This window comes from Variovorax sp. OK212, assembly GCF_900112425.1.
GTDB lineage: Bacteria > Pseudomonadota > Gammaproteobacteria > Burkholderiales > Burkholderiaceae_C > Variovorax.
This window is the reverse complement of the sequence record NZ_FOLP01000030.1, coordinates 1-25,430: the sequence shown is the minus strand read 5'-3', so window position 1 is coordinate 25,430 and position 25,430 is coordinate 1. Positions and strand designations below refer to the sequence as shown.

Genomic DNA, 25,430 nt, shown 5'->3' with positions numbered 1-25,430 from the left:
CGGGTCATGGATGATTTATCGAGGACGACGCCGGCGTCGGCAACAGCAGCGGCCGCGCCGCTGCCTCAAGCCGTTGGGCCACGGCATTGATCAAGGCGTCCGCGAATCCGCCCGTGGCCCTTCCATCTTTTCGCGCGCTGGTGACCACCCGGGGCTTCGCGCTCCATGCCACCGCAGCCCCGGAGGCAACCAGCGCGTTGACCAGGGCGACATCCTCGCTGCATTGCAGGTGGCGAAAGCCGCCCGCGCGCCTGTACGCGACAGCCGACACCCCCAGGTTGGCCCCGTGCACGTGCGAGTGACCTTCCGTATCGGTGTAGGTCTGCTGAAAATGCCACTCCAGCAAGGGGGCATGCGCGCCGTGCGGTGTCCAGTCGACCACGCCGACCGTTCCGCACACGGCGTCGGCACCAAGGGAGAGCTGATCCGCAAGCCACGAGCATGCGACGACCGTGTCGGCGTCGGTGAACGCGAGCCATCGTGCCCCCCGGGCGAGCAATGCCTCGGCGCCAATGGCGCGCGCCATGCCGACGTTTCTTGCGCGAACGCTCAGCGTCATGGCTCCTGTGGCGCAGGCGAACACGCCGGTGGCGTCCGTGCATGCGTCCAGAACGACAACGATCTCCACGGGCTCACCTGCCAGGTCAGCGTGCCGGGCGGCTTCACGCAAGGCCGTCAGGCAGAAGCGAATGCAAGCCTCTTCGTTGTGCGCGGGTACGACGATGCCGATCATTTTGATGCTCTCCGGGTGGCGCATGAAAAGGGAGGGGTTGGTCGAAATCTAGAGCGAGACCGCGTGCGTTGCGTCAGCGCGCGCGCGTGCAGCGTGTAGGCGGGCGCAGAGGGCTCGCAGAAAAGAAAATTCAGCCGCCTTCCTACGAAGCGTTCGAGGGGCGCTGGGCACCATTGGCCCTGAGGAGGGTTTGAAAATGTTGAAGACACTGTTTGGCATTGCGGCGAGCCCTGTGATCGCGATCGCAATGTTCTGCTTCGGCTTGCTGTTTGCCTTGTTGCACCTGCTTGCGCTACCAGCACTTTTCTTGTGGGAGCGTTATTTGGAGAACAACCCAGCGCGGCTGCGTGACCGCAGTGATTGAAGCAATAGCTGCGGGCCCGGCATCGTCGCAAGGGCAGCTGCAGGCATTGAATTGGCCCCCGACCCGTTTGTCGTCTCTCCCTGTTGCAAATCTCCCGATGGCGATGCGGCGGCTTCCTACAAAAAGCCGCATCTACAGAGCATAGCCTTGCCTCCCCATTTTCGAGAGAGAGCCATGGCCAAGAAAACCCCACCGACTTCTGCCACCCCTGCAGCCAGCTCAGCGGAAATCGACGCGGCCAGAGCCGCCGCGCGCAACACCGACAGCGGGCCCGCGAGTCCCGCTCCGCCCCAGGCCGGCAAGGGCGACTTGCCCGCGCAGAGAGCGATCGACACCCAGGCGCTTGCAAGCGGAATGCCGTCGAACGAGACGAAGCCTTTCGAACATGGAGAGGCGAATGCGTCGGCAACGCCTGCCGGCGCGGCTGTCTCACCGCCGTCCAGGTTGCCGGGCGGTAGCTCGCTGTCGGAGCGCAACGCCTCCGACAAGACGGGTACGGTTGCTCCCGAAGGCGTCAATGCGACGACCGGCACGCTCGACCGCGTGCGCGTCGATTCGAGCGGTCAGGTGCTGACGACGAACCAGGGCGTGGCCGTTGCCGACAACCAGAACTCTCTGAAGGCCGGGGCGCGCGGCCCGGTGCTGCTCGAAGACTTCATCTTGCGCGAGAAGCTCACGCACTTCGATCATGAGCGCATTCCGGAGCGCATCGTCCATGCCCGCGGCTCTGGCGCCCACGGCTTCTTCGAGTGCTACGAGCCGCTCACCAAGTTCACGAAGGCCGCACCGTTCAAGGAGGCCGGCAAGGTCACGCCGGTGTTCGTGCGCTTCTCCACGGTGGCCGGCGAGCGCGGATCGAAAGACACCGCGCGCGATGTGCGTGGCTTTGCCGTGAAGTTCTATACCGACGAAGGCAACTGGGACCTGGTGGGCAACAACATGCCGGTGTTCTTCATCCAGGACGCGATGAAGTTCCCAGACCTTGTGCATGCGGTGAAACCCGAGCCGCACCACCAGATGCCGCAGGCGGCCAGCGCGCACGACACCTTCTGGGACTTCGTGTCGTTGATGCCCGAATCCACGCACATGCTGATGTGGCAGATGTCGGACCGCGCCATCCCGCGCAGCTACCGAATGATGCAGGGCTTCGGCGTGCACACCTTCCGCCTGGTCAATGAAGCGGGCGAAAGCTTCCTCGTGAAGTTCCATTGGCAGCCGAAGCTGGGGACACATTCGCTGGTGTGGGAGGAGGCGGTGAAGATCTCGGGCGCCGACCCCGACTTCCATCGCCGCGACTTGTGGGAGGCGATCGATGCGGGCGAGTATCCCGAGTGGGAGCTCGGGTTGCAGATCTTCACGGAGGAACAGGCGGAGCAGTTCAGCTTCGACATCCTCGACGCAACCAAGATCGTTCCCGAGGAGCTTGTGCCGGTGCAGATCGTGGGGCGCATGGTGCTCAACCGAAACCCCGACAACTTCTTCGCTGAAACCGAGCAGGTGGCCTTCTGCACCGCGCACATCGTGCCGGGCCTGGACTTCACGAACGACCCGCTGCTCGCCGGGCGCATTCACTCTTATGTCGACACGCAGATCAGCCGGCTGGGTGGGCCGAATTTCCATGAGCTGCCGATCAACGCACCGATCGCGCAGGTGCACAACAACCAGCGCGACGGCATGCACCGCCAGGCGATCAACCGCGGGCGTGTGGCCTACGAGCCTAACTCGCTGGCCGGCGGATGCCCGTTCCAGGCGGGCGCGGCGCAGGGGTTCACGAGCATCGCAAGGCGCATCGATGCCAAGGAAAGCGCGGACAAGGTCCGCATCAAGCCTGAGAAGTTTGCCGACCACTACACGCAAGCCAGGCTGTTTTTCGAGAGCCAGACCGAAACGGAGAAGGCGCATATCGGCAATGCGTTCCGCTTCGAGCTTTCCAAGGTCACGGTGCCCGCGGTGCGCGAGCGCGTGGTGGCAAGCCTGCTGAACGCCGCCCCCGACCTCGCGCAAAGGCTTGCGCAGGACTTGGGCATGGAGCTTCCGGCACCGCTTCCCAGGGCACTGGAGAAGCCGGCGACGCCAGAGGTGGAGGTGTCGCCAGCCCTGTCGCTGATGGCGCGGCCCGGGGACGGCGGCATTCGCACGCGCAAGGTGGCGGTGCTCGTGGCCAATGGCGTCGAGGGGACGTCGCTGCAGAAGGTAGTGTCGTCCCTGGTGGCGGCCGGCGCGGTGCCGCGGCTCGTCGGCGCGCGGCTGGGAACGTGCATTGGCGCGAACGGCGAGAGGTTCGCCGTCGATGCGACGATGGAGAACTCGCCCGGTTTCCTTTTCGATGCGCTGGTGCTGCCCGAAGGTGCTGCGGCGGTCGAGGCGCTGGACGCGGACGCTCACACACTCGAGTTCCTGCGGGTGCAGTACTGGCACTGCAAGACGATCCTGGCGCTGGGCGCATCCGACGCGCTGCTGGCCGAGGCGCAGATCCCGATGACGCTGCCTGACGGGTCTGCAGACCCTGGCCTCATCCTCGCCGACGCTGCAGGCGCCGACGAAGCGATCACTGCGTTCATCGCGGCCGTGGGCGGCCCGCGGCACTTTGCGCGTGAGAATGATCCTCCGCGCGCACCCTGACCTTCGCACCGATGCAACTGGCCAAGGTCCACAGCCTGAAAAGCCGAGCCGTTTCCGCCAAATCAGCGGCTGGTGCGAAGGCTTGGGCGAAGACCGTGGTACGCGAGGTTGTCGAACATTCGGATGGCTCAGCAAGCGTTCGTAGAAGCGGCCCGAAATCTTCCAGTCAACGGTCTGAGCGGACTCGCGGAGAGGCGATGGCAGGCAACTTGAGATTGGAAGCGAATGAGAAGGCGCAGCGCCAGGCGTTCCGATGGGCGGTGGGCGCCCCTGTCGCACTCGCTCTCGGCGTGCCAGTTTGCGGGACGTTTTCCGGCGATCGCCAGCAAGGTACGCGAGCCGCAAGGCCGTCTGGATGTTCGTCGGCCAGCGGCCCGGGCGCTTCTACAAAGTCTTGCCTCGAGCGTTCGCGGTAAGAACTGAAGTTGGTCACGCCGCCGCGTCGTGGCGGCCCCTGACCTGTTCTGTCGAAAGCGGCCCAGGGCCGGCAACTTGCACGGGATTCACAGGCTTGGCCGGGGGTCGAGGCCGTTGGATCCCGGAGGTTGACTCGAGAGCAGCGCGTCCACCTCGCGTTCCGCTTGCAGCCATTCCTCGAGCTGGTTGTGCCCCAGAAATTCACGGCGCTCGGCGAGTTCGTAGGCGCGCTGCCGGATCAGCCGGGCTCGATAGGTTTGCGGCATCTCCAGTTCCACTGAATCAGGCAACTGGGGAGCCGCAATTGACTCCGTTTCGAACGAACCCATCATTCTTGCCATGGTCGACTCCTTTGCTTGAGACACCTGTCACCTGTAGAGCAAATCCAGCTGCACTCGAGCCGAACTGGAAACGTTCACCCTGCGAAATTGCGCGGGTGTTCGCTGCCTGGCTCAGCCTTGGCGCGCCTGCAACCCGAGCACCTTGTCGAGCGTGAGCGGGTAGTCGCGAATGCGCACGCCCGTCGCGTTGTAGACCGCGTTGGCCACGGCAGCACCCGCACCGCAGATGCCCAATTCGCCCACGCCTTTGATCTTCAGCGGGTTGGTTTTGTCGTCGACCTCCTCGAGAAACACGGCTTCGATCGCAGGAATGTCGGCATGCGAGGGCACGTGGTATTCGGCCAGATCGTGGTTGACGAACGCGCCGAAGCGGGTGTCGACCACCGCGTCTTCGAAGAGCGCAGAGCCCACGCCCCAGATCATGGCGCCGGTGGCTTGGCTGGTGGCCGTCTTCATGTTCAGGATGCGCCCCGCGGCGAACACGCCGAGCATGCGGCGCAGGCGGATCTCGCCGGTGTCCATGTCGACCGCCACTTCGGCGAAGTGCGCGCCGTAGGCCTGCTGCGAAAACTTCTTCGCCATGTCGCCCTTCTTGATCTGACCTTCCGCGCGCAGGCCGATGGTGCCAGCGAGCACACCGATCGATTCGGAGTGCGCACCGGCCGTGACGCGGCCGTCGGCGAACACGACGTCGTCGGGCTTCGCGCCCAGGCGGCGCGCGAGTTGGCCGCGCAGGTTGGTGCAGGCGTCGAACAGGGCAGAGCCCGCGCTGGCGGCTCCCCACGAGCCGCCCGAGCCGGGCGTTTCAGGAAAGTCGCTGTCGCCGAGTTCGATGCGCACCCGGTCGACCGGCAGGCCCAGCATCTCCGCCGCAATCTGGGTGAAGACGGTGTAGCTTCCGGTGCCGATGTCGGTCATCGACATGCGCGCCGTGAGCACGCCCTGGCGGTCGAGCGCCACCGCGCACTTGGCGTCCATGAGCAAATTGCTGCGCGTGGCCGCTGCCATGCCCAGGCCGATCTGCCATCGGCCCTCGCGCAAGGAGCCGGGGGTGGCGCTGCGGCGCCTCCAGCCGAAGCGTTCGGCGCCTTCGTCCATGCAGCGAAGCAGTTGGCGGGTGGAAAAGGGAATGTTCTTCTCCGGGTCCGTGGTGGGCTCGTTGCGCCGTCGCAGCTCGATGGGGTCGAGGCCGAGCTTTTCGGCCAGCTCATCCATGGCCTGTTCGAGTGCGAGCATGCCGACGGCTTCGCCCGGCGCACGGGTGGAATCGGAGATGGGCAGGTCGAGCTTCACCGAGCGGTGCGTGGTCAGCCGGTTGAGGGCGGCATAGAGCGAGCGTGTCTGGGTGCTGGCGGTCTCGTAGAAGTCGTCGAAGCGCGCGCTGTGCGACAGCGAGTCGTGGCCGATGGCGGTGAGCCGGCCGTCGCGCGTGGCGCCTAGGCGCAGCCGCTGAATGGTCTGGCTGCGGTGCGTGGTGAAGTGGAACATCTGCTGGCGCGTGAGCGCCGTCTTCACGGGCCGCTTCAGCTGCCGCGCGGCCATGGCCGAGAGCATCACGTCGCCGTACACCGGCAGCTTGCCGCCGAAGCCGCCGCCGATGTAACGGCTCACGATGCGCACCTTCGAGGGTGAAAGCTGCAGCGTGTTGGCCACCGCGTTCTGCGCGCTCTCCAGAAGTTGCGAGGCGCAGTGCACTGTGACACTGTCGCCGGTCCACCAGGCCAGCGTGGCGTGCGGCTCCATCTGCGCGTGGATGTGGTGCGGCGTGGTGTACGTCGCATCGATCTGCACGGGCGCACCCGCAAAGGCCGTTTCGAAGTCGCCGATGCGGCTGTCTGCCTTCTGCATCTCGTCGTCCTTCGGCTTTTCGGCCTTGGCCTGCGCGGCCGCCATGTCGTAGTCGCCGGGCGCGGCTTCGTAGCGGATGCGGACCAGCGCGGCGGCTGAGCGTGCGGCCTCGAAGCTTTCGGCCACCACATAGGCCACTGCCTCGCCGTAATAGCGCACCTTGTCGCTCGCCAGCTGCGGGGACGATCGCGCGAAGCGGTCCTTGGCGTCGATGGGCCCCCACGGCGCCTGCTTCGGCGCGTTGCGGTGCGTCATGACCAGCAGCACGCCGGGCGCCTTTTCGGCGGCCGAGGCGTCGATGTCGGCCACCGTGCCCTTGGCGATGGTGGCCTCGACGATGAACCCGTAGGCCGGCTTTCCCGGCGCCTCCTGCACTTCATAGGCGTAGGGCGCCTTGCCCGTCACTTTGAGGCGGCCGTCCACGCGGTCGATGGGCTTGCCGATCAGGCCGGTGCGGTTGTCGTCTATGGGGTTGCGCGTCGAGGGAGCGTTCATTTCCATGGTGCGTTCTCCTTCAGGCCGCGCGCACGGCTTCGGTGATGGTCGCCTGCAGCGTGCGGCGCACGAGCGGGAGCTTGAAATCGTTGTGGCCGTAACCGCGGGCGCCGGAGAGCACCCCGTCGGCCGCGGCATCGACGGCGGCCTCGTCGAGCACGGTGTTCGCCAACCGCGCCTCGGCCGCCTCCACGCGCCAGGGCTTGTGCGCCAGCCCACCGAAGGCCATGCGCGCCGAGCGGATGCGACCACCCCCGGCGTCCACGATGGCTGCTACCGAGACCAGCGCGAAGGCGTAGGAAGCGCGGTCACGCACCTTGCGGTACACGTGCTGCCCGGGTACGGGCGGCGGCAGCGTGACGCCGGTGATCAGCTCGCCGGGTTGCAGGTTGGTCTCCAGCTGCGGCGTATTGCCGGGCAGGCGATGAAAGTCGGCAATGGGAATCACGCGCCGCGTGCCGCTGGGCATCACCGTTTCCACCGACGCATCGAGCACGCGCATGGCCACCGCCATGTCGGAGGGGTGCGTGGCAATGCATTGGTCGCTGGCGCCGAGCACCGCATGCATGCGGTTGTAGCCCTGCAGCGCGGCGCAGCCCGAGCCCGGCTGGCGCTTGTTGCACGCGCGCGCGGTGTCGTAGAAGTAGACGCAGCGCGTGCGCTGCAGCAGGTTGCCGCCGGTGGTGGCCTTGTTGCGCAACTGGCCCGAGGCGCCAGCGAGCAGCGCGCGGCTGAGCACCGCGTAGTTCTTGCGCACGCGGGCGTCGGCGGCCAGGTCGGCATTGCGCACCATGGCGCCGATGCGCAGGCCGCCGTCGACGGTGGCGTCGATGGTGTCCAGCCCCAGGCGGTTGATGTCGACCAGGTGCACGGGCGACTCGATCTGCAGCTTCATCAGGTCGAGCAGGTTGGTACCGCCTGCAATGGCGCGTGCACCGGGACGCGCGCAGGCGGAGGCCGCTGCTTCGGGCGAGCTGGCACGCTCGTAGCTGAAGGCTTTCATGAGCGCGCTCCCGATGTTCCCGGTTTCCCGGATATTCCCGATACATCGGCCACGTCCTTGATGGCCGCCACGATGTTGGGATACGCACTGCAGCGGCAGATGTTGCCGCTCATGCGCTCGCGGATCTCTGCCTCGCCGAGCGTCACGTTGGCGCCCAGGTCGCGCGTGACATGGCTGGGCATGCCTGCCCTGGCTTCGGCCAGCATGCCCGCGGCCGAGCAGATTTGGCCCGGAGTGCAGTAGCCGCACTGGAAGCCGTCACGGTCGAGGAAGGCCTGCTGCAACGGGTGCAGCGTGTCGCCCTGCGCCAGGCCCTCGATGGTGGTGACCGACTGGCCGTCGTGCATCACCGCCAGCGTGAGGCAGGCGTTGGTGCGCCGGCCTTCCACGAGCACCGTGCAGGCGCCGCACTGGCCATGGTCGCAGCCCTTCTTGGACCCGGTCATGCGCAGGTTCTCGCGCAGCGCATCGAGCAGGGTGGTGCGGGTGTCGACCTCGAGCCGGTGGGATCGCCCGTTCACCTGCAGCTGCACCTGCATGCGCTGAGGCGGCGGTTCGGCTGCAGGCACGGAAGATGAGACAGCGGGTGCGGACCCACTTTGCGCATTGGCCGTTGCCATGCAGCTGCCTGCCCCGAGGAGCGCAGCACCGGACTGGAAGGCGGCGCGGCGGGTCAGGCGGGCGCCGCCACCGTCTTGCACAACAGCGATGGAATGTTCGAATTTCATGTGGGGTCTCCGGGCGCATGAAGCGCTGCGGAAATCCTAGGAACAGCGTGCGGTGGCGACATGGCGCGTTGGCGCTGTCGTCATGTAGGCACCAGCCGACGCTGATGGCGCGCAAGAGTGCCTGCGGCTGTCTACTGGCCCGCCGGTCCGGCGCGCCGTCATGCCCAGGACGCGGGTGGGGCGGGCGAAGTCCTACGTTGGCTTGCGTGGAGCACGAGTGGACATGCGCGAAGGCGTGACGCTCATCAGCATCGCGCATCGCGCGGCTGTGGTGCCGTTTCACACCCATGTGCTGCAATTCGGGGGCGATGGCAGCTGGAGCCTGCAGGATGTTCCCGCATTTCTCGCCGCCGGTCGCGCCGAGTCCGCCAGGAGAATCTGATCGTTGTTTCGCTTTGCGGCCGCGCGGACAACGCGATCTTGACCGGAGACGGCAGGCAAAGCACTGCTCAATCCCGCTTCACCACGGTGAGTTTGCCGTCGCGCTCGAGGACGGCGCAAGCCACCTTGTCGAGGTCGGCATTGCCAAGCTGTTGGCGCATCGCCTCCTCAAGATTGCTTCGCGAGACAAGGGCACGCCGCATGGCGCCCTCGTTGACATGGCCGTCCCGCACGAGGACGATCTCGCGGCCGTTGACGAAGTCTTCCAGGCGTGGCCAGCGGCTGCTTCCCAGTGCCAGGGCGCGGTGCACCAGGACCAGCGCCGCGCCAGCGGCCATCGTGCTCCAGAATGGCGAGGCGCCGACCACCGCACGACTGAGCACGGCGCCCAGGAGCACCGTGATGCATGCATCGAAAGGACTGTGCTGTCCGAACGAACGACGCCCTGAAGCGCGTATCAGCGCCAGCGCAATGAAGAACACAGCGATGGCCCGTGCAGCCATCTGCCAAGGTTCGAGCTGCGGTCCCTGCCCGAACAACCATTCGGTGAATTCCTCGGCCCGGTGCATGCGACTTCCGGCTGGCTTGGCTGCACTCAGGAATCCGCAGTCCCCGGTTCCGCCATCTTGCGGTGCTGCTCTGCCAGGATCGACGACGGCGTGATGTTCGCCAGTGCGGCCTGCAACTTGTTCTTCCACCCGGCGACCACGTCGCCTTGCCCGTCGAGCATGGCCTCGAAGCCGATCTTCGCGACCTTGGCGGGGTCGGCCTTCTTGCCCTGGCCCACCTTGGTGTCGAGCATGTCGGCCCGCTCGAAGAACTCGGTGTCGGTAGGGCCGGGCATCAGGCAGGTCACGGTGACGTTGCTTTCCTTCAGCTCGTTGCGCAAGGCAAAGGAGAACGAGTCGATGAACGCCTTCGTGCCGTTGTAGACCGCCTGGAACGAGCCCGGGATGAAACCGGCAATCGAACCGGTGATGAGGATACGGCCGCGGTCGCGCGCCCGCATCTGGCCGGCGACCTTGTGCAGCAGATACAGGGTGCCGGTGACGTTGGTATCGAGCACCAGCCTGGCCTGCGAGAAGTCTTCGTCGAGAAAGGCGTGGCCCAGTCCGCGTCCGGCATTGGCCAGTAGTGCGTCGACAGGCCGCCCGTCCGCGGCAGCGTGCAGGCGGTCCACACCTTCCATTGTCGACAGGTCGACCTGGAGCGCTTTGACTCGCACGTTCTCACGGCGCAACACCTGGGCTGCGGCCTCGATCTCCGGCTCGTCCGCCGCAATCAGAAGATCGAAGCCCGACGCCGCGCAGCAGCGCGCCAACTCGAGACCGATGCCCGAAGAAGCTCCGGTCACGATGGCAAAAGAACCTTTGTTCGATTCGCGCGAAGACATATCGAAGCTCCTTTGTGAGGTGAGGTGAGGTGAGGTGAACGGCAGGGTTTCACGCGCCACGACGCTGGCGCCGCCTTGCCCAGGCACCGGCCAGCGCGAGTGCGCCGAGGCCGGCCGCTGCCGCACCGATTGCCACAGCGGCGGGATTGATCGCCGAGGTGGATCGGAACCCGCCGTCGATGGCGGTGCCGCGAGAGGGCTCGAACAGGTTGCCGTCAGAGCGTGCCGCCGGCCGGGCGCGCTGCAGCGACTTGTCAGTGAGCCATTTCATGGTGCGCACCACGAGGTTTGGTGCCAGTGCGTGGGCCAGGATGCCCGGCCGCGCGGGCGCGCCGATGTAGGTGCTGGCGCGTGGACGGGTGGCGAGCGACACGAGCGCACTGGCCACGGTGCGCGGATCGACCACGGGCGGAGGCGGTCGCAGTTGCCCGCCGCTGTAGTTTGCGCCGTGCGACATGCCGGGGGTGTCGACGAAGGTCGGGTATACCTCGCACACGTGAATTTCGGGCTGGTCAGCGAGTTCGGCGCGCAGCGATTCCGAGAAGCCGCGCAGGCCGAATTTGCTGGCCGTATAGGCGGTGGCGTAAGGCGCTGGCACCCAGCCGCCCAGCGAAATCATGTTGACCAGCGTGCCATGCCCGCGCGACTTGAAGTGCGGCAGGATCGCGTAGGCGCCGTTCATGTGGCCGAGCAGGTTCGCCTCGATCACGCGGCGATGGGCTTCCATCGGCGTTTCGTCGAACAGGCCGACTGCACCGACACCGACGTTGTTGATCCACAGGTCCACATGCCCGAGATGTGAGACGGCGGCATCGGCAAGGGCTTGGACGGCACCGGCGTCGGTCACGTCGGTGGGAACGACCATGGCCCGCCCTCCAGCTTCTTCGCAGGCCTGCGCCACCGCCTGCAGGTTTTCGCGATGACGCGATGCAAGGACGAGCGAAGCGCCCTGCGCGGCGAATGCCAACGCCGTGGCACGGCCAATGCCGCTGGAGGCGCCGGTCAGAACCACATTGCGGGAGACACCCTCGCGTGCGTTGGCGGTAAAGGTGGCATCGGCCTCGGCCGGTTCCCCGGTGTCGAGCGGCGATGGCGTTGCGTCTTGAGGCTGCATGGTGGTCACGACTGGAGGTGTCGGCTGGAGGTGTCGTTCGGATGTATCGCTTGCCAGATGGATCCGCCTGTGTCGGCGCGGCGTGGTCAACGCTTCTTCGTGACCACGGCTTCTCCGGTGATTCGAGCATCACTCGCCGAATGCGACCTCGTGTAGGCAAGCGCCGCTTTTTGCTCCAAGACGCGGGTGGCGGCGACGCACGCGAAGTGCACCGGATACGAACTGTTAAAGCTACGCGTTCAGTTCGCGATCCACCGGGGTGCGATTTTGCCCACCGAGCCAAGCTCTGTTTGCCGCCCCATCGGGTACGTTTTCAAGAGGTGTCCCGCCCGCATCGCGGCCTCCTACATGGGGGTCGGTTGAGCACTGACTTGCGGTGACATGGCGCTGCCTAGTCTGCACTCGTCGGTCCCCGGATCGGCGCATGTTCCCAACCAACTGGAGACTCGCTCATGAAACACCATTCACTGCTTCTTGCCGCCGGCACACTTGCAATCGCCAGCGCGGCCTTCGCCCAAGGCAATCCGCCGACCACTGCCCCGGCCAATCCCGCAACCGCTGCCGGGCAACAAAGCCCCGCTGGCGGCCCGATGGGCACCACTGGAACCACGCCGCAGAACAACACGGCCGGCGGTACTGCGCCTGCCGCGCCAAGCATGAACACCGGTAGCAGCAACGACACGTCGATGGCGGCATCGAACACAACCCGTCCCATGCGGCCGGCGCGAACGGATCGCAACTGATCGTGGTTCGGTACGCCGGATATTTGGTCGCGGTATTGATGCTTGCGCCCGTGTGCAGTTGGGCGCAGCGTCCTTCCGCCTCTGACTCGGATCACCTCGCGCGGCGGGTTGCGCGCGACGCAGTCGAGTCGCGGGACAACAAGGGCGCAGGCTTCGCCATCGTCGACAAGACCAGGGCCCGTCTGTACCTGTTCGATGCGATGGGACAGTTGCAGGCGTCTTCGCCCGTGCTCCTCGGGTTGGCGCACGGAGATGATTCGGTGAAAGGGATCGGCACGCGTCCGATGGCTCAAATTCGGCCCACGGAACGGACCACACCGGCGGGTCGATTCGTGACAGAGCCCGGTATCAATACCGGAGGGGAAGACATCGTCTGGATCGATTACGACGCCGCTGTTTCGATGCACAGGGTCCGGGCCACAAAGAAGTCCGAGCGGCGGCTCGAGCGATTGGCCAGTCCGTCGGCATTGGACAACCGTATCTCCTACGGTTGCATCAACGTGCCCGCCGACTTCTACGATGCGTACGTGAAGCCGGTGTTCGGCAACGTACCAGGCGTTGTCTATGTGCTGCCGGAAAACTCGCCCGTTGCAAAATATCTGTCGTTCGCTCGACAGGAGTAAAGAACTGCGAACCAGCGTAGGAAATCCAACTTCAGCGTGCCATCAACAGGATCGGTTCTAGGCGCGTTCGTGCATGCCTGTTTGCCCTCAATCGAGGAGGCCGACTCGTCGAATTCCTCGCTTTGTAGCTCGTAGCCGAGGTCATGAATGCCACTTCTGTGGACTTGGGCGGCGCGCAATCCATGTCGTTTGGGTAAGCGTGGACGTCGGACAGTTAATCATTTCGATTGGCCCAAGATCGAAGCGGCCAAGAGTCATCCACAGCACGACTCGCGCTGCCGCGCGCAGTGTTCCTCCTGCGCCCCTTGCTTGGCATCCCGAAACCCGCCGGCAACGACGCTGTCAGGCGTCCACCCGGCGCAGCTATACAGTGAGCAAGGGCAGTCCCTCGTCGTCCTCACGGATGAGGCGACACACCGGCGAACGTATTTAGTCGCAACACTTTTGCCTACGCAGTCTCTTAGTGTGTTGCATCGACTGTTCGACTTCGCCACGCACGTGCGACTATGGCGTCTGGCCGGACCGGCCAACAGCAACCGTTCAGCGACTGAGCACAGTTTTTCCGAAAGCGCAGGCGTTCGACTTCTCACGGCTGACGACTACTTGGACAAGACCACGGACTGTTGGGTTGTCCCGCGACGCCAGGCGGCGTGGCCCTCGGGCTCAAGGCGCCGGTGCTGGATCGATGGTGTAGGCCAGCAGGGGGTTTCCGACGTAATCTTGCGAATAGGCAAAGTGGGCTGCGGGCGGCACAGGTCGCCGCACGTTGGCCACGGCCTCGTTGGCGACGGCCCCGTTGGCAACCGTGCCAGCGCCGTTGCTGGCGGTGCAGGCCCAGGTTGGGATCTCGGCCTGGTTCTTGACCGTGACCGCGTAGTTCGCGACGCTGGGGGGCGCGGAGCTGAAGCTGCCGTTGGCCGCGATGGCCAAGTCGTCACCGGCGTTGTTTTTGCAGCACCAGTCCGGCGCCGATCAGACCGGTGACGCTGCCGCCCAAGTTGTAGGTGGGCGCGGCGGGCGCGGGCTCTGCTGTGGTCGCTGGTGCGGCGGGTGCTGCTGGCAGGGGTGAGAAAGGGCCACCGAAACTGCCCATCGCAAAGAGGTGCGGTCAAGCTGCGAGCCGGTGCTCGTAGTACGGTCGCGCGCGGTCATCGAGGAGAGCGTACTGCACGTCCGGATTTCCCATGTCCGGCCTCAACCACGCGTCGATGTTTTCGGGCTTGAGCGGAATGGGGCAGCGGTCATGCCCGGCTGCGCGAATTTCGTCCGGCGGCTCGTCCATGATGAGGGCGAACGAGAGCAGGTCGGGCTGGCCAGGCGCGGTCCATCTGGACCACAGGCACGCGAGCCACATGTCCTGCGCGGGCCTTGGCATGAACTCGAGGATGGTGTCCTTGCCATCGCGGTCGACATGCTCGTAGAAAGCATTGATCACGAGGATCCCATGCGTCACGCCGAACTGGCCCCGCCAGAAGCCTTCCAGGTTGTCGCGCCGAGCGTTGTAGGTGCCCGGGTAGAGGACATCGAATTTCTCAGGCTTGCCGGCCGGTCGGCAGTGGTAGCGCATCGGCTTGACCACACGATGCCCGTTCTCCCAGATCATCACGGGCGCATACACGCCCGGAAAGATCCTCGCGTCGCGCGGCTCGGGCTGCGTGCGTCTGAGGTCTGCCAGCTTTCCCAACCCCCATTCGACTTTGGCCGTGGCGATTCGGACGTCGTCGGTGGCCTTCTTCGTGGTCTTGACCTGAAGCTTACGTTCGGCATCGGCCAGGCGCCTGCGCTGCGCAAAGATGTCTTGCTCGAGCTTCAGGGCCTGCTCAGTATTGAAGGCGTCGATCAGCCCCTTGATCTCGCGCTCCTCTTCGTTCTCTGGAGTCTCGAAGGCCGCGTCCATCGCCTTGGGGATCTTGATCTTCGGGTTGCCCTGACGCTCGTAGTAGAGCTCGGCAAAGGCGCGCAAGGTGAGCACACCGCCGAACAAGCGGAAGAACCGTTTGTAGTCGGCTCGGATCTGGGCGGAATAGCACATGCGACAACTCCCGTGATGAGATGCCCACGGTGGCGGGCAAACAGTTCTCTAGAACCTCGAGTCTTCAGGCTTCGCAAAAAACGCGTGTATCGAAAGCGACTTATAAATCAGTTTGAAGATGGTTGAAGCTCCCAGGTTTGCGTAGGGCGACGGCGGCGTGTCTCCCGAATTGGGGCTACTCGCGCGATATCAGAATGGGCTCCAGCCACTGTGCCGCCGCAGCCTGCGGTGACAGCTGACGAAGTTGCGGCTCCCGGGCAAGGTCCGCGGCCAACTCCTCGAGTTGCACAGGATCGACCGTGCGCCAGTGCATCTTCAACCGCCGTGCGCAGTAAAAAATCCAGATGTCGGTGGGTATGTCGTGATCCATGGCGGTGTCGTGTGCGGGGCCGCTGACTGATGGGCTCTTGTTAGAGCGTGAGCCGCCCAGAGCCCGGCAGCGGACGAAAATTTGTAAACCTTCTTGCTCAAGCCCGAAGGCACAGAGATACTGTACATCCATACAGTAATTGGAGCCGAAATGGCCATCTCCCTGTCATGGGCTGATGGCGAAAACACGCCACCGTCCCCCCAATCCCCCCCGCCGCCCACCGGGCCGCACCGCTGGCCTGTCCCGCTCCCGCACGCCGTGGAATCGGCGATCTGGCGCGGCGACGCGCTCGGCTCGCCCGTCACGACCACGCTCGGCACCGGCTTCGAGGCCTTGGATGCCGAACTGCCCGGAAACGGCTGGCCGTGCCAGTCGCTGACGGAGGTTTTGCAGGTCCAGCCTTCGGTACTCGAGTGGCGGCTGCTTGCGCCCGCGATGCGCGAATTGGTCGCCCAGGGCAAACAGATTGTTGTTGTCGGCCCGCCGAAGGCCCCGCATCTGCCTGGCCTGCGTCACCTCGGCCTCGATGAGCGCCAACTGGTGTGGATCAACGCGGACAAGCCAGTGGAGCGCCTGTGGGCGACCGAGCAGCTCATCAAGGCCAACGCCGCGGGCATGCTCGTCAGTTGGCTGCCACAGGCCCGCCAGGAGCAGATCCGTCGCTTGCAGGTCTGCGCCCAGAGCTGCGACGGCCCCGTCATCCTGTGCCGGCCGGCGGCTGCCGCACATGAAGCCTCGGCCGCGCCGCTGCGCCTTCAGGCCCGCCTGGGCGTCGACTGGGAGCTGCACGTCCACCTGCTCAAGCGCAAGGGCCCGCCGCACGAAGGCGAGCTGCGCTTGCCCTCCATCCCTGGCGGTCTGGAGGCGGTCCTGACGCCGCGCCTTCGCTACCCGAGCCGCCTGATCGCGGCCCGCAAATCGCAAGATCTTTCCAGAGAGCTCTCCCATGCTGTGGGCAGCCCTTCTTCCCGACAGCCTTCCGGACGACCCGCAGCCGCGCACTGAGGCGCTCGACGGGCTCGCGACGTGGTGTCTTCAGTTCACACCCCGCGTCGCTGTTCTCGAAGCGCTCCTGCAGTGCCCGGCGGTCGTCATGGAGATCGAGCAGAGCCTGCGCCTGTTCGGCGGCAAGCGCCGCCTGGTCGAACGCGTGCGCGAGGAGTGCACGGATCTCGGCGTGCGGCAGCTGAGCTGGGCGCCGACGAGCCTGGCCGCGCTGGCCGTCGCCCGGGCGGGAGCGTCCAATGGATTTGCCAAGCCGCTCGCGCAGCTCCTCGATGCGCTGCCGCTCGAAACGCTGACGCAAGTCGCCGCGCACCAGGCGACGCTGGCCCGGCTGGGCTGCCGGACGTTGGGCCAGGTGCGAGCATTGCCGCGGGGAGGTTTGAGCCGGCGGTTCGATGCGCAGCTGCTGGCGACGCTGGACCAGGCCTACGGCCTGCGCCCCGAGACCTACCCGTGGGCGCAGCTGCCCGAGACCTTCCACGCCAAGCTGGAACTCATGGCACGCGTCGAGCATGCACCCGCCATGCTGTTCGGTGCACGTCGTCTGGTGCTGCAGATGGCCGGCTGGCTCATGGCCCGGCGCTCGGGCGTGACCGCGTTCACGCTGCGCTGGTGCCATGACGCGATGCGCTCGAAGACCGCCGGCGACGGCGGCGAGCTCACCGTGCGCACCGCGCAGGCCACGCGCGACACGGAACACCTGATCCGGCTGCTGGCCGAGCACCTCGACAAGGTCGAGCTGCTGGCACCGGTGGGCGATCTGGAGTTGCTGGCCACCGAAGTGCAGCCACTGGAGGAGAAGAGTTTCTCGATGCTGCCCGAGGCACGGCAGTCGGGCGAAAGCCTGGCCCTGGTGCTCGAGCGCATCGCCGCGCGCCTCGGGCCAGACCGCGTGCTGCGTCCCGTGGTCCTCGAGGACCACCGGATGGAATGGATGTGCCGCTGGCGACCGGCACCCGAGCCGGCGCCGCGCGCGAAGCGCTGCATGGTCGACGTGCCCCAGCCCACCTTCATCCTGCCGAAACCGCTGCGCCTGGCGACGCAGAACAATCGGCCGCTGTATCAGGGCGTGCTGCAGCTGCTCGCGGGCCCGCACCGGGTTGAAGGCGGCTGGTGGGACCGCACCACGCAAATCGCAGCAGGCGAAGCAGGCGAAGGGGGCGAAGGTCGACCCGCACAGGAAACCACCCGGCACAGCGCCCGCGACTACTGGGTGGCCGTGAGCGAACACGCGGGCGTGCTGTGGATCTTCCAGATGCGCCTGGCCAAGGAAGAGACGGCGTGGTTCCTGCACGGCACCTTCGCCTGAGTGAGTGCGCATGGAACTGCCCGACTACGCCGAACTGAGGTGCGTGAGCAACTTCAGCTTCCTGCGCGGCGCCAGCCAGCCGGAGGAGCTCGTCGAACGCGCGAAGCAGCTCGGCTATACCGCACTGGCCATCACCGACGAGTGCAGCTTGGCGGGCGTGGTGCGCGCCCACGTGGCCGCAAAGGAGCACGAACTCAAGTTGCTCATCGGCAGCCAGTTCCTCGTCGAACCCGAGGAGATCGAACGGGATGAGACCCCGTTCACGCTCACGGTGCTCGCCTGCAACCTGGAAGGCTACGGCAACCTCTGCGAGTTCATCACCAAGCTGCGCCGCGCTTCCGAGAAGGGCACGTACCGGCTGCCGCTTGCGGACATCCGGGGCCGCGAACTCGAGAACTGCGTGGTGCTGGCGTCGCCCAAGCGCATGTGCACGCCGGCGCAGTTGCGCTGGCTGGGCCGCTGGCTCCTGAGGCATTTCATGGGGCGCAGCTGGTTCGCCGTGGAGAAGCTGCGCGTGCTCGACGACGAGATGTGGCTGCACCGCCTGGGCGAAATCAGCGCCGACACCGCGATCCCGTTGGTCGCCGCCGGCGACGTGCATTTCCATGTGCGCTCGCGCAAGCCGCTGCAGGACGTGATGACGGCGACGCGCCTGGGCCAGCCGCTGACCGAGTGCGGGCTCGAACTTCAGCCCAATGCAGAGCGGCATTTGCGCACCCGGCTGCGGCTTGCGCAGACGTACGCACCGGATCTCCTCGCAGAAACGCTCAAGGTGGCTGCACGTTGCAGCTTCAGTCTTGAAGAGTTGCGCTACCAGTACCCCGACGAGGTCGTGCCCGACGGCGAGACGCCGGCCGGCTACCTGCGGCGCATCACCTACGAAGGGGCAGGGCGCCGCTGGCCCGACGGCATCCCTGCCAAGGTGCAAACGCAGATCGAACACGAGCTCGTGCTCATCGCCGAGCTGAAGTACGAGCACTACTTCCTGACCGTCGCCGACATCGTCATGTTCGCGCGCTCGCGGCACATCCTTTGCCAGGGCCGCGGGAGCGCTGCGAACAGCGTGGTCTGCTACTGCACCGGCGTCACCGAGGTGGACCCCGCGCGCATGAGCGTGCTGTTCGAGCGCTTCATCTCCAAGGAGCGCAACGAGCCGCCGGACATCGACATCGATTTCGAGCACGAGCGGCGCGAAGAGGTGCTGCAGTACCTCTATGCCAAGTACGGACGGGATCGAGCCGCCATCACCGGGGTCGTGATCAGCTACCGGCCGAAAAGCGCGATACGGGACGTGGGCAAGGCCCTGGGAATGTCGCTCGAGACGGTCGACGCGATCGCCAAGGGGCACCAGTGGTGGGACGGGCGCGAGGCGCGGCCGGAACGGCTGCAGGAGATCGGGTTGTCGATGGAGTCGCTGCAGGTCCAGCAGCTCATGCACCTCACCGGACAGCTGATCGGGTTTCCGCGCCACCTGAGCCAGCACACGGGTGGCTTCGTGCTGACCAAGGGCCCGCTGTGCCGCATGGTCCCCATCGAGAACGCGTCGATGCCCGATCGCACGGTCATCGAATGGGACAAGGACGACCTTGATGCGCTCGGCCTGCTGAAGGTGGACTGCCTGGCGTTGGGCATGCTCACCGCCATCCGCAAGGCGCTGGACTTCATCGGCCTGCGCAAGGGCTGTGTCTTCGGCATGCAGGACATTCCGCCAGAGGACAGCACCACCTACGACATGATCTGCAAGGCCGACACCGTCGGCGTCTTCCAGATCGAAAGCCGGGCGCAGATGAGCATGCTACCGCGTTTGAAGCCGCGCTGCTTCTACGACCTGGTCATCGAGGTGGCCATCGTGCGGCCTGGGCCCATCCAAGGCGGCATGGTTCACCCGTACCTGAACCGGCGCCAGGGCAAGGAGCCGGTGATCTACCCGAGCGAAGCGCTGAAGGAAGCGCTCGGGCGCACGCTGGGCGTGCCGGTGTTCCAGGAGCAGGTGATGCAGATCTCCATCCTCGCCGCGGGCTTCACGCCGGGTGAGGCGGACGGGCTGCGCAGATCGATGGCGGCCTGGAAGCGAAAGGGCGGGCTGGAGCACTACTACTCGCGGATCGTGGACGGCATGACCGCGCGCGGGTACGAGGAGAGCTTCGCCAAGGCGATCTTCGAGCAGATCAAGGGCTTCAGCGAATACGGGTTCCCCGAGAGCCATGCGGCGTCGTTTGCGTTGCTGGTCTACGCGAGCTGCTGGATCAAATGCCACCACCCGGCTGAGTTCCTGGCGGCGATGCTGAACTCACAGCCGCTGGGGTTCTATTCACCGTCGCAGCTCGTGCAGGATGCGCGGCGGCACGGCGTCGACGTGCGGCCGGTGGACGTGATGTACAGCGACGTGGACTGCACGCTGGAAGACCTGGACCATGAACCCGCGGTGCGGCTGGGACTGCGGATGATCGGCGGGCTCAAGGCCGCCTCGGCAGATCGCATCGTCGAGGCGCGTGCTCGGAATGTCTTCGACAGTGCCGAAGACCTGGCGCTGCGTGCCCAGCTCGAGCTGCATGAGATGAAGCTGCTGGCGGCGGCCGACGCGTTGATGAGCCTGTCGGGACACCGGCGCCAGCAGGTCTGGGAAGCTGCGGGGTTGCGTGCGGCGCCAGGGCTACTGCGCGAAGCGCCCGTCGATGAAGACTTCCTCGAGCTCGATGAAGCGCCGGAGGGCGAAGAGATCGTGTTCGACTACGCATCAACCGGACTGACCTTGCGCCGGCACCCGATGGCCTTGCTGCGCGAGCGCCTGACGCTTCGGGGGCTGATGACTGCGCAGGACCTGGAAGCGATCGAGAACGGCGAGCAGGTGAGCCACTGCGGCATCGTGACGCTGCGCCAGCAGCCGGAGACGGCAAAGGGCACGATCTTCCTGTCCTTGGAGGACGAGACTGGCGTCGTGCAGGTGATCGTGTGGAAGAGTCTGCGGGAGGTCCAGCGCCAGGAATTGCTGGGTGCGCGACTGATGGTGGTCCATGGCACCTGGCAGCGCGAAGGCATCGTGAAGAACCTGATCGCCGCGCGGCTTGAAGACTTGACGCCGTTGCTGGGACGGCTGGCGTCGGCAACGGCGAGCAGGGATTTCAGATGAGCGTGGGCTTGCGCATACGGCGCCAACGGACGGTATTCGCTGAAGTGAAGAGCTCGTCGGTCGGAACGATTTGATTGCACCGACCTGACCCAACTGCCGCGATCCGCGTCGCGCTTGATGAATGTCGGGGGCTGGTCAGCAGCCCGACAGAAGCCGTAGAGATGGCGCGCTTCCCCGAAATAGCTTTATCTCGGGAATTGCTGCGCCGGATTATTCGGCAGTGACAGGCGAAGCTGGTGCCGAGGCGGGGGCCGAAACGGTGTTGAGACGTTTGCCCTTGGGTCGCGATGTGCCCTTGGCGGCGGTCGCGACCGCATGCTTGCCCGGCGCCTTCTTCGCGCCTGCTGTCTTTGTGGCACGCGTCGTCACTCGGCCATTGGCCTTCGATACAGCCGTGCTCGCCAGACTTGCATCTGTGGACACTGCTTCGCCGGACGCCGTGGGAACTGCCGTGACAGCAGAACCAGGCACCCTGGTGCCTGCCTTGGCCCGCTTCGCACCCTTCGCGCCCTTCGCAGCGGTCGACTTCTTGGGCGCGGCGACGGCATCTGCCTTCAGGGATTGGATGGTGACGGCCGACGAGCGCTTTCGGGCATCTGCGCTGAACTCATCCAGCGAACGGCCCTCGGCGAGCGCCTCACGCAGCCACATGGGCCGTGGACCGCGCCCCGACCACACCTGGCCGCTCCCATTGGCAAATTTCGGCAAGGCAGCCTTGTCGCTGGGTTTCGCTGAAGCCTTGGCGCTCTTGGCGACCGGCTTGCCAAAACCCAGTTGGTCTGGCGTCAATCCGTAATGAGAAATCGCCACCCTGATGCGATCGATCACCCCCTTCAGTTCGGTCTGGCGCAGCGCATCGGCCTCCTTCTGGAGCTTCTCGATCTGCTTGGTGATTTGCGCGAGGGTTTGTGCCATATCGGGAATCCTGTGGAACGAATAATGGCCGCAGCATAGCTGTTTTGCATTGAAGAACTCCGAAGTCGCGGATTAAGTCATCAGCTGATGGACGGGTCGCGCGGCGTCAACGCTTCGAACAACGGAGCGTAATCTCACGACTTCGAGATCTCTCCGGTGCCTCAGACGCTCTGCAGCGGTCGGATTTTGCGCAGTTGAAATTGTGTGCATATGGCTAACTTCTCTGGGTTTTTTCGCTTCCTCGCGCGACACGACAGTGCGCTTTGGCGACGTGTTCAAGTGAACATGTCTGTTTGTTCGCGTCCGTCCAAGCCACGGCAGCCTTGGGCATCGGCGCGATGCTCGTAGCAATACCGGCGACGTATCAGGCAGGGCTCAGTCCGACGGGTAAAGCGCTGAGCACCTCCGTCAGCGCGGAGAGTGCCGCTGAGGCATTCGACTGGCGGCGGCGGAGGGGACGGGTGACAGGAGCGGCCAGTGACACGACGTTCGAGCATGGCGGCAATGGCGCACGGCCTCGGCTGGCGATCTGGAATCGATGCTGCGTCGTCAACGATACCAATTGATCTGAACGGGATCATGAGTGAAAGCAGCATCGACCCGGAAAGAGCGGGCAGGCCTCGACGGCAGGCGCAGCTGCGTTATGCGATGGACGGCGCCGCTCGCGGGATGCACCATGCGAATCCGGTTGCACCAATTAAAGAACGGCTCCAGCTCTGTGGATTTGTCGAAAAAGAGCGGCAGCGCCGAGTCCCATCGTGCGTTCGCGCATCTCTGAGAACGGGTAATTCGTCAGAACGGCGACGCGTTGATGTGGCAAGCGGCGCTGGATCGAGCGCAGCACGTCCAAGCCAGAGCCCTCGCGCAAGAAGAGGTCAACCTCGGCGAGTTGCCATGATTCGCACAGTCCGTCCAGGGGCGACGCTGCGTCGTTGCCGTCTCCGCAAAGGCGATCACTCGCACACTGGCCATGTCGCGCAGGATGGACAGCAGCAACTTTGAAGAAGGCATTGAAGCGCATCGAACGGCAAACCGTCGACTGGCACTGCACCCACGCTCGGCTCGATTGCGAGGGCGCCTACGCCTCCATGATCAACTCCACCTTCGTACGCATTTATTGCCCAGCCGATGCTCGCACTGCGGAATGCCCCATGTGCGAGGTGCTACAGCAATTTGCGCATGGGAGACGCGCGCCAGGAGTCTTACGCCGTCTCGTTTACAGCCGTCACCCGGGCACCAGAGTTACTGCGCGAAAGCACCGAGCGCGAAGACACTGTTTGGCACGTTCGGCAACGAGGGTGGATACCGTCGACCCACGGGGGCAATCGCTGACGGATTTTCCAACTCGTGTTGTCGAAGCCGCTCGCGGCCATCCGGCAAAAGAAACCATTCCGCGGGACCCGTTCGATCGCTCGGCTCGACGTCGACAAGTCCCTGCGCTTTGGCGGCGCGCAGCGTGCGACGAACCTGTTCGACATCGAAGTGCACCAGCGCGGCCAGCTCCTTTGCCTGAGCTCCCAAAGGGAGGGTCAGCATCGCGCGAAGTATCGATGCGGTCAATGGCTTGATGGACGATGGAGCTGATGGAAGAGCTTCGGACGATGTTTGAGTCATAAGAGGTGTAAACGGCTAGTGGGGTGACGATGCGCCGAAGGCCGGTGAGATCGATGTCGCTGCGTATTCGCGTTGATCACTACACCGGCTGCTGCGCATTTCGTCAATAGGCGAAGCTGCCGTTGTCTGTCGGATAAGCGCGCCTACCCGCTTCGAGCTTAGGAGCCCTTGGAAATCACAGGCGTGACGCTCTTTCGCGAACAGTTCCGCGCACGGGGAGAGCTCGGGTGTCTTCGACACTGAATTTGACTTTCTCGACCAGACCGTTGGTGAGAGATAGCCAAGTCTGATAGTCGAAGATCAGAACTCTCCGTGTTCCCTGATCCGTGCGTTTACCGCCCGAACCCCGCCGTGCGGGGCGATCAGGCGGCAGTAGATCGAGCGAGCGCTGGCGGGTCTTCGTCATGACGCGGAACGATGGCGGGAAAAAAGAGGCTGCGGTCCCTCGGCTGGTGGCCTCGTCTTCCGTCAGAGGCCGCCCACCGCAACAGCTCTCATTCGGCTTTCACTTCGATGCGGCGCGGCTGCGCGTGGGATGCTTTCGGTATGCGCAGCGTCAGCACGCCTTGGTCCAACTCGGCTGTGACCTTCTCGGTGTCCAACTCCTTGCTGAGTGTGAAAACGCGCCGGAACCGGCCGAGTGCCACTTCGGTATGGCTGATCTTCAAGCCTTCGGCGACCTTCAGGGCCGATTCTGCGTCAATGGTCAGCGTCGAGGCTTCCACGTGCAGGTTCAGTCCTTCGCGGCTCACGCCGGGCAGGTCCGCGTACAAGGTGATGCCATTGATGTCCTCGATCACGTCCACTGGCGGCGTGAGCGCGGATGCCTCGTAGCGGGCGTTGTCGGAAACGCCAGAGTCCTGGCGAGCCGAGCGGCCGGTTGCTTGAATGTCGCTGTTCATGATCTATCCTTCCTTGTGTTTCGACGTTTACTGGACGGTGATGCGGCGCGGCTGGGCGGACGCGCGCCGCTGAACGGTGATGTGAAGCAGCCCGTTGCTCAACTTGGCATCCACGCCGTCCGGGTCTGCGTCCTCCGGCAGCGTCATCACCCGGCGGAAGGTCCCTTCGAAACGTTCGTTGATGTGAAGCGTGGCCTTGTCGCCTTGACGAGGTACGACTCCTTTTCGCTCCCCGGCGATGGTGAGCAGCCCGCGCTCGAGAGTGACCTCGAGCGTCGCCGGATCTACCCCGGGGGCAAACGCGTAGATCTCGAGCGCGCGTTCGGTGCTGCCCACATTGAGTGCGGGAAAGCCGTCGCGCGGCAGCCCCCGGATGCTGGGCGAAAGATCTGCGGCCTGACGCATGTCGCGCTGCAGGCGATCGATCTCGGCGAGCACGTCGCGGGGGAACAGTGAACGGTACATGGCAAATCTCCTGAGAGCAGGCACGCCTCGGCCGAGCGAGACGGCACATGGTTGATACAACGGCGGGTGGGGGCGGGCAAGCCACGCTTGCCGGGGCGATGGGCCCTACTGCATGGGGGCGGACTTGCGAGAGTCGGCACCCGGGCGGGACGCCTGCTGCCATCCCGCGGTCTTGATCCGAGGCATCCGGAAGCGCCATCGCGATGCGCGCGATCCGGCGCCGTGTAACTTCGCAAGTTCCTCGCGGCCCTTCTGGGTGATGGCCAGCACCTGGGCCGCAGAACGCGAGCCCGAAGCGGACTGAGAAGGCGAGGGCACCACGGCGACCACAAGGCCTGCGGCGCAAAGGATCCTGACCTGGTCGATGTCCTCCGTGCGATAGTAAGTCAGTGGTAAGCGAGAGCCGGCGATCTGCCTGAGCAAGTTCATGGTCATTTCAATACCTCCTTTGGCGGTGACCAGTTTCCGACGGTGAAAATCTAGGCGCTGCCAAACAGCTTTCAAGGGACACGAAACACTTTTTTTCGCATCCGCAGGACGGGAATGCGGACTCTCGCGGAAAGGTACGCAACTGTTCAACCGATCTTGAAAGCTCTCGGCTCAGGTTCATAAGACGAGGCGCGACCTCCCGTGCTCTTGAACTGGACAGCAAGAGGGAATTTGTTCTGCATGAGAGCACCAAGGCGCCGCGCAGGGCGCTCACGAGCCGGAAGACGCAACTTAAGAATGGCCGGGAAACGGGGGCAGGGTCGGTTTTGACCTGCCCCCTCCGAGCCGTACCGGCGTAGTGGCAGTGAAGTCCGTCAACTTGGAGAATGACGGACATGAGAAAGAGCAGATACACCGAGGAGCAGATCATCGGTTTCATCAAGCAGGCCGAGGC

At 65.1% G+C, this 25,430-nt stretch carries 24 protein-coding genes; 8 read left to right on the top strand and 16 right to left on the bottom strand.

The genetic code is table 11. The features are described 5' to 3' along the window. Positions 1–4: 4 nt before the first annotated feature. Positions 5–733 (bottom strand): glycosyltransferase family 2 protein, encoded by a 729-nt coding sequence (locus tag BM004_RS37500; protein WP_093221657.1) that lies wholly within the window; start codon positions 731–733, stop codon positions 5–7. 196 nt (positions 734–929) lie between these two features. Here BM004_RS37500 and BM004_RS41710 point away from each other — a divergent pair, with 196 nt between their 5' ends. Continuing rightward, positions 930–1,097 carry a hypothetical protein gene (locus tag BM004_RS41710; protein ID WP_177206756.1) on the top strand — a complete coding sequence of 56 codons (168 nt, stop codon included), beginning with the start codon at positions 930–932 and terminating at the stop codon, positions 1,095–1,097. Between the two features lie 174 nt (positions 1,098–1,271). Beyond that, positions 1,272–3,719 (top strand): catalase, encoded by a 2,448-nt coding sequence (locus BM004_RS37495; RefSeq protein WP_093221579.1) that lies wholly within the window; start codon positions 1,272–1,274, stop codon positions 3,717–3,719. 503 nt (positions 3,720–4,222) lie between these two features. Here BM004_RS37495 and BM004_RS37490 read toward each other — a convergent pair. From BM004_RS37490 to BM004_RS37475, 4 genes are all read right to left on the bottom strand, one after another. Continuing rightward, on the bottom strand, positions 4,223–4,477 hold the full coding sequence (locus BM004_RS37490; RefSeq protein WP_143072645.1) for a DUF2934 domain-containing protein: 255 nt from the start codon (positions 4,475–4,477) through the stop codon (positions 4,223–4,225). A gap of 111 nt (positions 4,478–4,588) precedes the next feature. Then, positions 4,589–6,826, bottom strand: coding sequence for a xanthine dehydrogenase family protein molybdopterin-binding subunit (locus BM004_RS37485; protein ID WP_093221575.1), 2,238 nt, complete (start codon positions 6,824–6,826; stop codon positions 4,589–4,591). Positions 6,827–6,839: 13 nt separating this feature from the next. Continuing rightward, positions 6,840–7,823 carry an FAD binding domain-containing protein gene (locus BM004_RS37480; RefSeq protein ID WP_093221573.1) on the bottom strand — a complete coding sequence of 328 codons (984 nt, stop codon included), beginning with the start codon at positions 7,821–7,823 and terminating at the stop codon, positions 6,840–6,842. Beyond that, positions 7,820–8,443, bottom strand: coding sequence for a 2Fe-2S iron-sulfur cluster-binding protein (locus BM004_RS37475; RefSeq protein ID WP_093221655.1), 624 nt, complete (start codon positions 8,441–8,443; stop codon positions 7,820–7,822). Before BM004_RS37475 ends, BM004_RS37480 begins: the two co-directional genes overlap by 4 nt. A 331-nt stretch (positions 8,444–8,774) precedes the next feature. Between BM004_RS37475 and BM004_RS41705 the strand changes: the two genes are divergently transcribed. Then, positions 8,775–8,933, top strand: coding sequence for a hypothetical protein (locus BM004_RS41705; protein WP_177206755.1), 159 nt, complete (start codon positions 8,775–8,777; stop codon positions 8,931–8,933). Between the two features lie 67 nt (positions 8,934–9,000). On the opposite strand, the gene BM004_RS37470 is transcribed toward BM004_RS41705, so the two are convergent. Genes BM004_RS37470 through BM004_RS37460 form a run of 3 tightly spaced genes read right to left on the bottom strand, consistent with a single transcriptional unit; the run spans position 9,001 to position 11,439 of the window. After that, on the bottom strand, positions 9,001–9,501 hold the full coding sequence (locus tag BM004_RS37470; RefSeq protein ID WP_093221570.1) for a DUF421 domain-containing protein: 501 nt from the start codon (positions 9,499–9,501) through the stop codon (positions 9,001–9,003). A 26-nt stretch (positions 9,502–9,527) separates the two neighbouring features. Beyond that, positions 9,528–10,325 carry an SDR family NAD(P)-dependent oxidoreductase gene (locus BM004_RS37465; protein WP_093221568.1) on the bottom strand — a complete coding sequence of 266 codons (798 nt, stop codon included), beginning with the start codon at positions 10,323–10,325 and terminating at the stop codon, positions 9,528–9,530. 49 nt (positions 10,326–10,374) lie between these two features. Next, positions 10,375–11,439 carry an SDR family oxidoreductase gene (locus BM004_RS37460; protein ID WP_093221652.1) on the bottom strand — a complete coding sequence of 355 codons (1,065 nt, stop codon included), beginning with the start codon at positions 11,437–11,439 and terminating at the stop codon, positions 10,375–10,377. Between the two features lie 452 nt (positions 11,440–11,891). Here BM004_RS37460 and BM004_RS37455 point away from each other — a divergent pair, with 452 nt between their 5' ends. Next, complete coding sequence (locus tag BM004_RS37455) at positions 11,892–12,182, top strand: proteophosphoglycan ppg4 (RefSeq protein WP_093221566.1); 291 nt, start codon at positions 11,892–11,894, stop codon at positions 12,180–12,182. Positions 12,183–12,184: 2 nt separating this feature from the next. Then, on the top strand, positions 12,185–12,805 hold the full coding sequence (locus tag BM004_RS37450; protein ID WP_256220247.1) for a L,D-transpeptidase: 621 nt from the start codon (positions 12,185–12,187) through the stop codon (positions 12,803–12,805). A 663-nt stretch (positions 12,806–13,468) separates the two neighbouring features. Here the strand turns inward: BM004_RS37450 and BM004_RS37445 are convergent. The 3 genes from BM004_RS37445 to BM004_RS37435 form a co-directional block, all read right to left on the bottom strand. Further along, positions 13,469–13,735 (bottom strand): hypothetical protein, encoded by a 267-nt coding sequence (locus tag BM004_RS37445; protein WP_093221563.1) that lies wholly within the window; start codon positions 13,733–13,735, stop codon positions 13,469–13,471. 178 nt (positions 13,736–13,913) lie between these two features. Continuing rightward, positions 13,914–14,837 (bottom strand): SOS response-associated peptidase family protein, encoded by a 924-nt coding sequence (locus BM004_RS37440; RefSeq protein ID WP_093133965.1) that lies wholly within the window; start codon positions 14,835–14,837, stop codon positions 13,914–13,916. 175 nt (positions 14,838–15,012) lie between these two features. Then, the gene (locus BM004_RS37435; RefSeq protein ID WP_093133968.1) at positions 15,013–15,207 is read right to left on the bottom strand and encodes a hypothetical protein; all 195 of its coding nucleotides are present in this window, start codon (positions 15,205–15,207) and stop codon (positions 15,013–15,015) included. Between the two features lie 258 nt (positions 15,208–15,465). On the opposite strand from BM004_RS37435, the gene imuA reads away from it, so the two are divergent. The 3 genes from imuA to BM004_RS37420 are packed head-to-tail and all read left to right on the top strand — an operon-like array spanning position 15,466 to position 20,651. After that, positions 15,466–16,212, top strand: a complete 747-nt coding sequence (imuA, locus tag BM004_RS37430; RefSeq protein ID WP_256220246.1) for a translesion DNA synthesis-associated protein ImuA — start codon at positions 15,466–15,468, stop codon at positions 16,210–16,212. Then, positions 16,154–17,521, top strand: a complete 1,368-nt coding sequence (locus tag BM004_RS37425) for a Y-family DNA polymerase (RefSeq protein WP_093133974.1) — start codon at positions 16,154–16,156, stop codon at positions 17,519–17,521. The genes imuA and BM004_RS37425 overlap by 59 nt, the downstream gene beginning before the upstream one ends. A gap of 10 nt (positions 17,522–17,531) precedes the next feature. After that, positions 17,532–20,651 carry an error-prone DNA polymerase gene (locus tag BM004_RS37420; protein WP_093221559.1) on the top strand — a complete coding sequence of 1,040 codons (3,120 nt, stop codon included), beginning with the start codon at positions 17,532–17,534 and terminating at the stop codon, positions 20,649–20,651. A gap of 210 nt (positions 20,652–20,861) precedes the next feature. Here BM004_RS37420 and BM004_RS37415 read toward each other — a convergent pair whose 3' ends face one another. The 5 genes from BM004_RS37415 to BM004_RS37390 all read right to left on the bottom strand — a co-directional run bounded on the left by BM004_RS37415 (position 20,862) and on the right by BM004_RS37390 (position 24,982). Continuing rightward, the gene (locus tag BM004_RS37415) at positions 20,862–21,566 is read right to left on the bottom strand and encodes an H-NS histone family protein (protein ID WP_093221556.1); all 705 of its coding nucleotides are present in this window, start codon (positions 21,564–21,566) and stop codon (positions 20,862–20,864) included. 1,242 nt (positions 21,567–22,808) lie between these two features. Then, positions 22,809–23,102 carry a hypothetical protein gene (locus tag BM004_RS41085; RefSeq protein WP_143072644.1) on the bottom strand — a complete coding sequence of 98 codons (294 nt, stop codon included), beginning with the start codon at positions 23,100–23,102 and terminating at the stop codon, positions 22,809–22,811. A 572-nt stretch (positions 23,103–23,674) separates the two neighbouring features. Further along, positions 23,675–24,082, bottom strand: coding sequence for an Hsp20/alpha crystallin family protein (locus BM004_RS37400; RefSeq protein ID WP_093221551.1), 408 nt, complete (start codon positions 24,080–24,082; stop codon positions 23,675–23,677). A 27-nt stretch (positions 24,083–24,109) separates the two neighbouring features. Next, on the bottom strand, positions 24,110–24,547 hold the full coding sequence (locus BM004_RS37395; RefSeq protein ID WP_093221548.1) for an Hsp20/alpha crystallin family protein: 438 nt from the start codon (positions 24,545–24,547) through the stop codon (positions 24,110–24,112). Between the two features lie 105 nt (positions 24,548–24,652). Further along, positions 24,653–24,982 carry a hypothetical protein gene (locus BM004_RS37390; protein ID WP_093221546.1) on the bottom strand — a complete coding sequence of 110 codons (330 nt, stop codon included), beginning with the start codon at positions 24,980–24,982 and terminating at the stop codon, positions 24,653–24,655. Between the last annotated feature and the right edge of the window lie 448 nt (positions 24,983–25,430).

Coding starts and splice junctions, on each gene's coding strand:
- BM004_RS37480 (WP_093221573.1), bottom strand. CDS start 7,823: ATGAAAGCCTTCAGCTACGAGCGTGCCAGCTCGCCCGAAGCAGCGGCC.
- BM004_RS37440 (WP_093133965.1), bottom strand. CDS start 14,837: ATGTGCTATTCCGCCCAGATCCGAGCCGACTACAAACGGTTCTTCCGC.
- BM004_RS37400 (WP_093221551.1), bottom strand. CDS start 24,082: ATGAACAGCGACATTCAAGCAACCGGCCGCTCGGCTCGCCAGGACTCT.
- BM004_RS37415 (WP_093221556.1), bottom strand. CDS start 21,566: ATGGCACAAACCCTCGCGCAAATCACCAAGCAGATCGAGAAGCTCCAG.
- BM004_RS37390 (WP_093221546.1), bottom strand. CDS start 24,982: ATGACCATGAACTTGCTCAGGCAGATCGCCGGCTCTCGCTTACCACTG.
- BM004_RS37435 (WP_093133968.1), bottom strand. CDS start 15,207: ATGGATCACGACATACCCACCGACATCTGGATTTTTTACTGCGCACGG.
- BM004_RS37395 (WP_093221548.1), bottom strand. CDS start 24,547: ATGTACCGTTCACTGTTCCCCCGCGACGTGCTCGCCGAGATCGATCGC.
- BM004_RS37465 (WP_093221568.1), bottom strand. CDS start 10,325: ATGTCTTCGCGCGAATCGAACAAAGGTTCTTTTGCCATCGTGACCGGA.
- BM004_RS37425 (WP_093133974.1), top strand. CDS start 16,154: ATGCTGTGGGCAGCCCTTCTTCCCGACAGCCTTCCGGACGACCCGCAG.
- BM004_RS37455 (WP_093221566.1), top strand. CDS start 11,892: ATGAAACACCATTCACTGCTTCTTGCCGCCGGCACACTTGCAATCGCC.
- BM004_RS41710 (WP_177206756.1), top strand. CDS start 930: ATGTTGAAGACACTGTTTGGCATTGCGGCGAGCCCTGTGATCGCGATC.
- BM004_RS37495 (WP_093221579.1), top strand. CDS start 1,272: ATGGCCAAGAAAACCCCACCGACTTCTGCCACCCCTGCAGCCAGCTCA.
- BM004_RS37420 (WP_093221559.1), top strand. CDS start 17,532: ATGGAACTGCCCGACTACGCCGAACTGAGGTGCGTGAGCAACTTCAGC.
- BM004_RS37500 (WP_093221657.1), bottom strand. CDS start 733: ATGATCGGCATCGTCGTACCCGCGCACAACGAAGAGGCTTGCATTCGC.
- BM004_RS37485 (WP_093221575.1), bottom strand. CDS start 6,826: ATGGAAATGAACGCTCCCTCGACGCGCAACCCCATAGACGACAACCGC.
- BM004_RS41705 (WP_177206755.1), top strand. CDS start 8,775: ATGCGCGAAGGCGTGACGCTCATCAGCATCGCGCATCGCGCGGCTGTG.
- BM004_RS37470 (WP_093221570.1), bottom strand. CDS start 9,501: ATGCACCGGGCCGAGGAATTCACCGAATGGTTGTTCGGGCAGGGACCG.
- BM004_RS37490 (WP_143072645.1), bottom strand. CDS start 4,477: ATGGCAAGAATGATGGGTTCGTTCGAAACGGAGTCAATTGCGGCTCCC.
- BM004_RS41085 (WP_143072644.1), bottom strand. CDS start 23,102: ATGCTGACCCTCCCTTTGGGAGCTCAGGCAAAGGAGCTGGCCGCGCTG.
- BM004_RS37475 (WP_093221655.1), bottom strand. CDS start 8,443: ATGGCAACGGCCAATGCGCAAAGTGGGTCCGCACCCGCTGTCTCATCT.
- BM004_RS37460 (WP_093221652.1), bottom strand. CDS start 11,439: ATGCAGCCTCAAGACGCAACGCCATCGCCGCTCGACACCGGGGAACCG.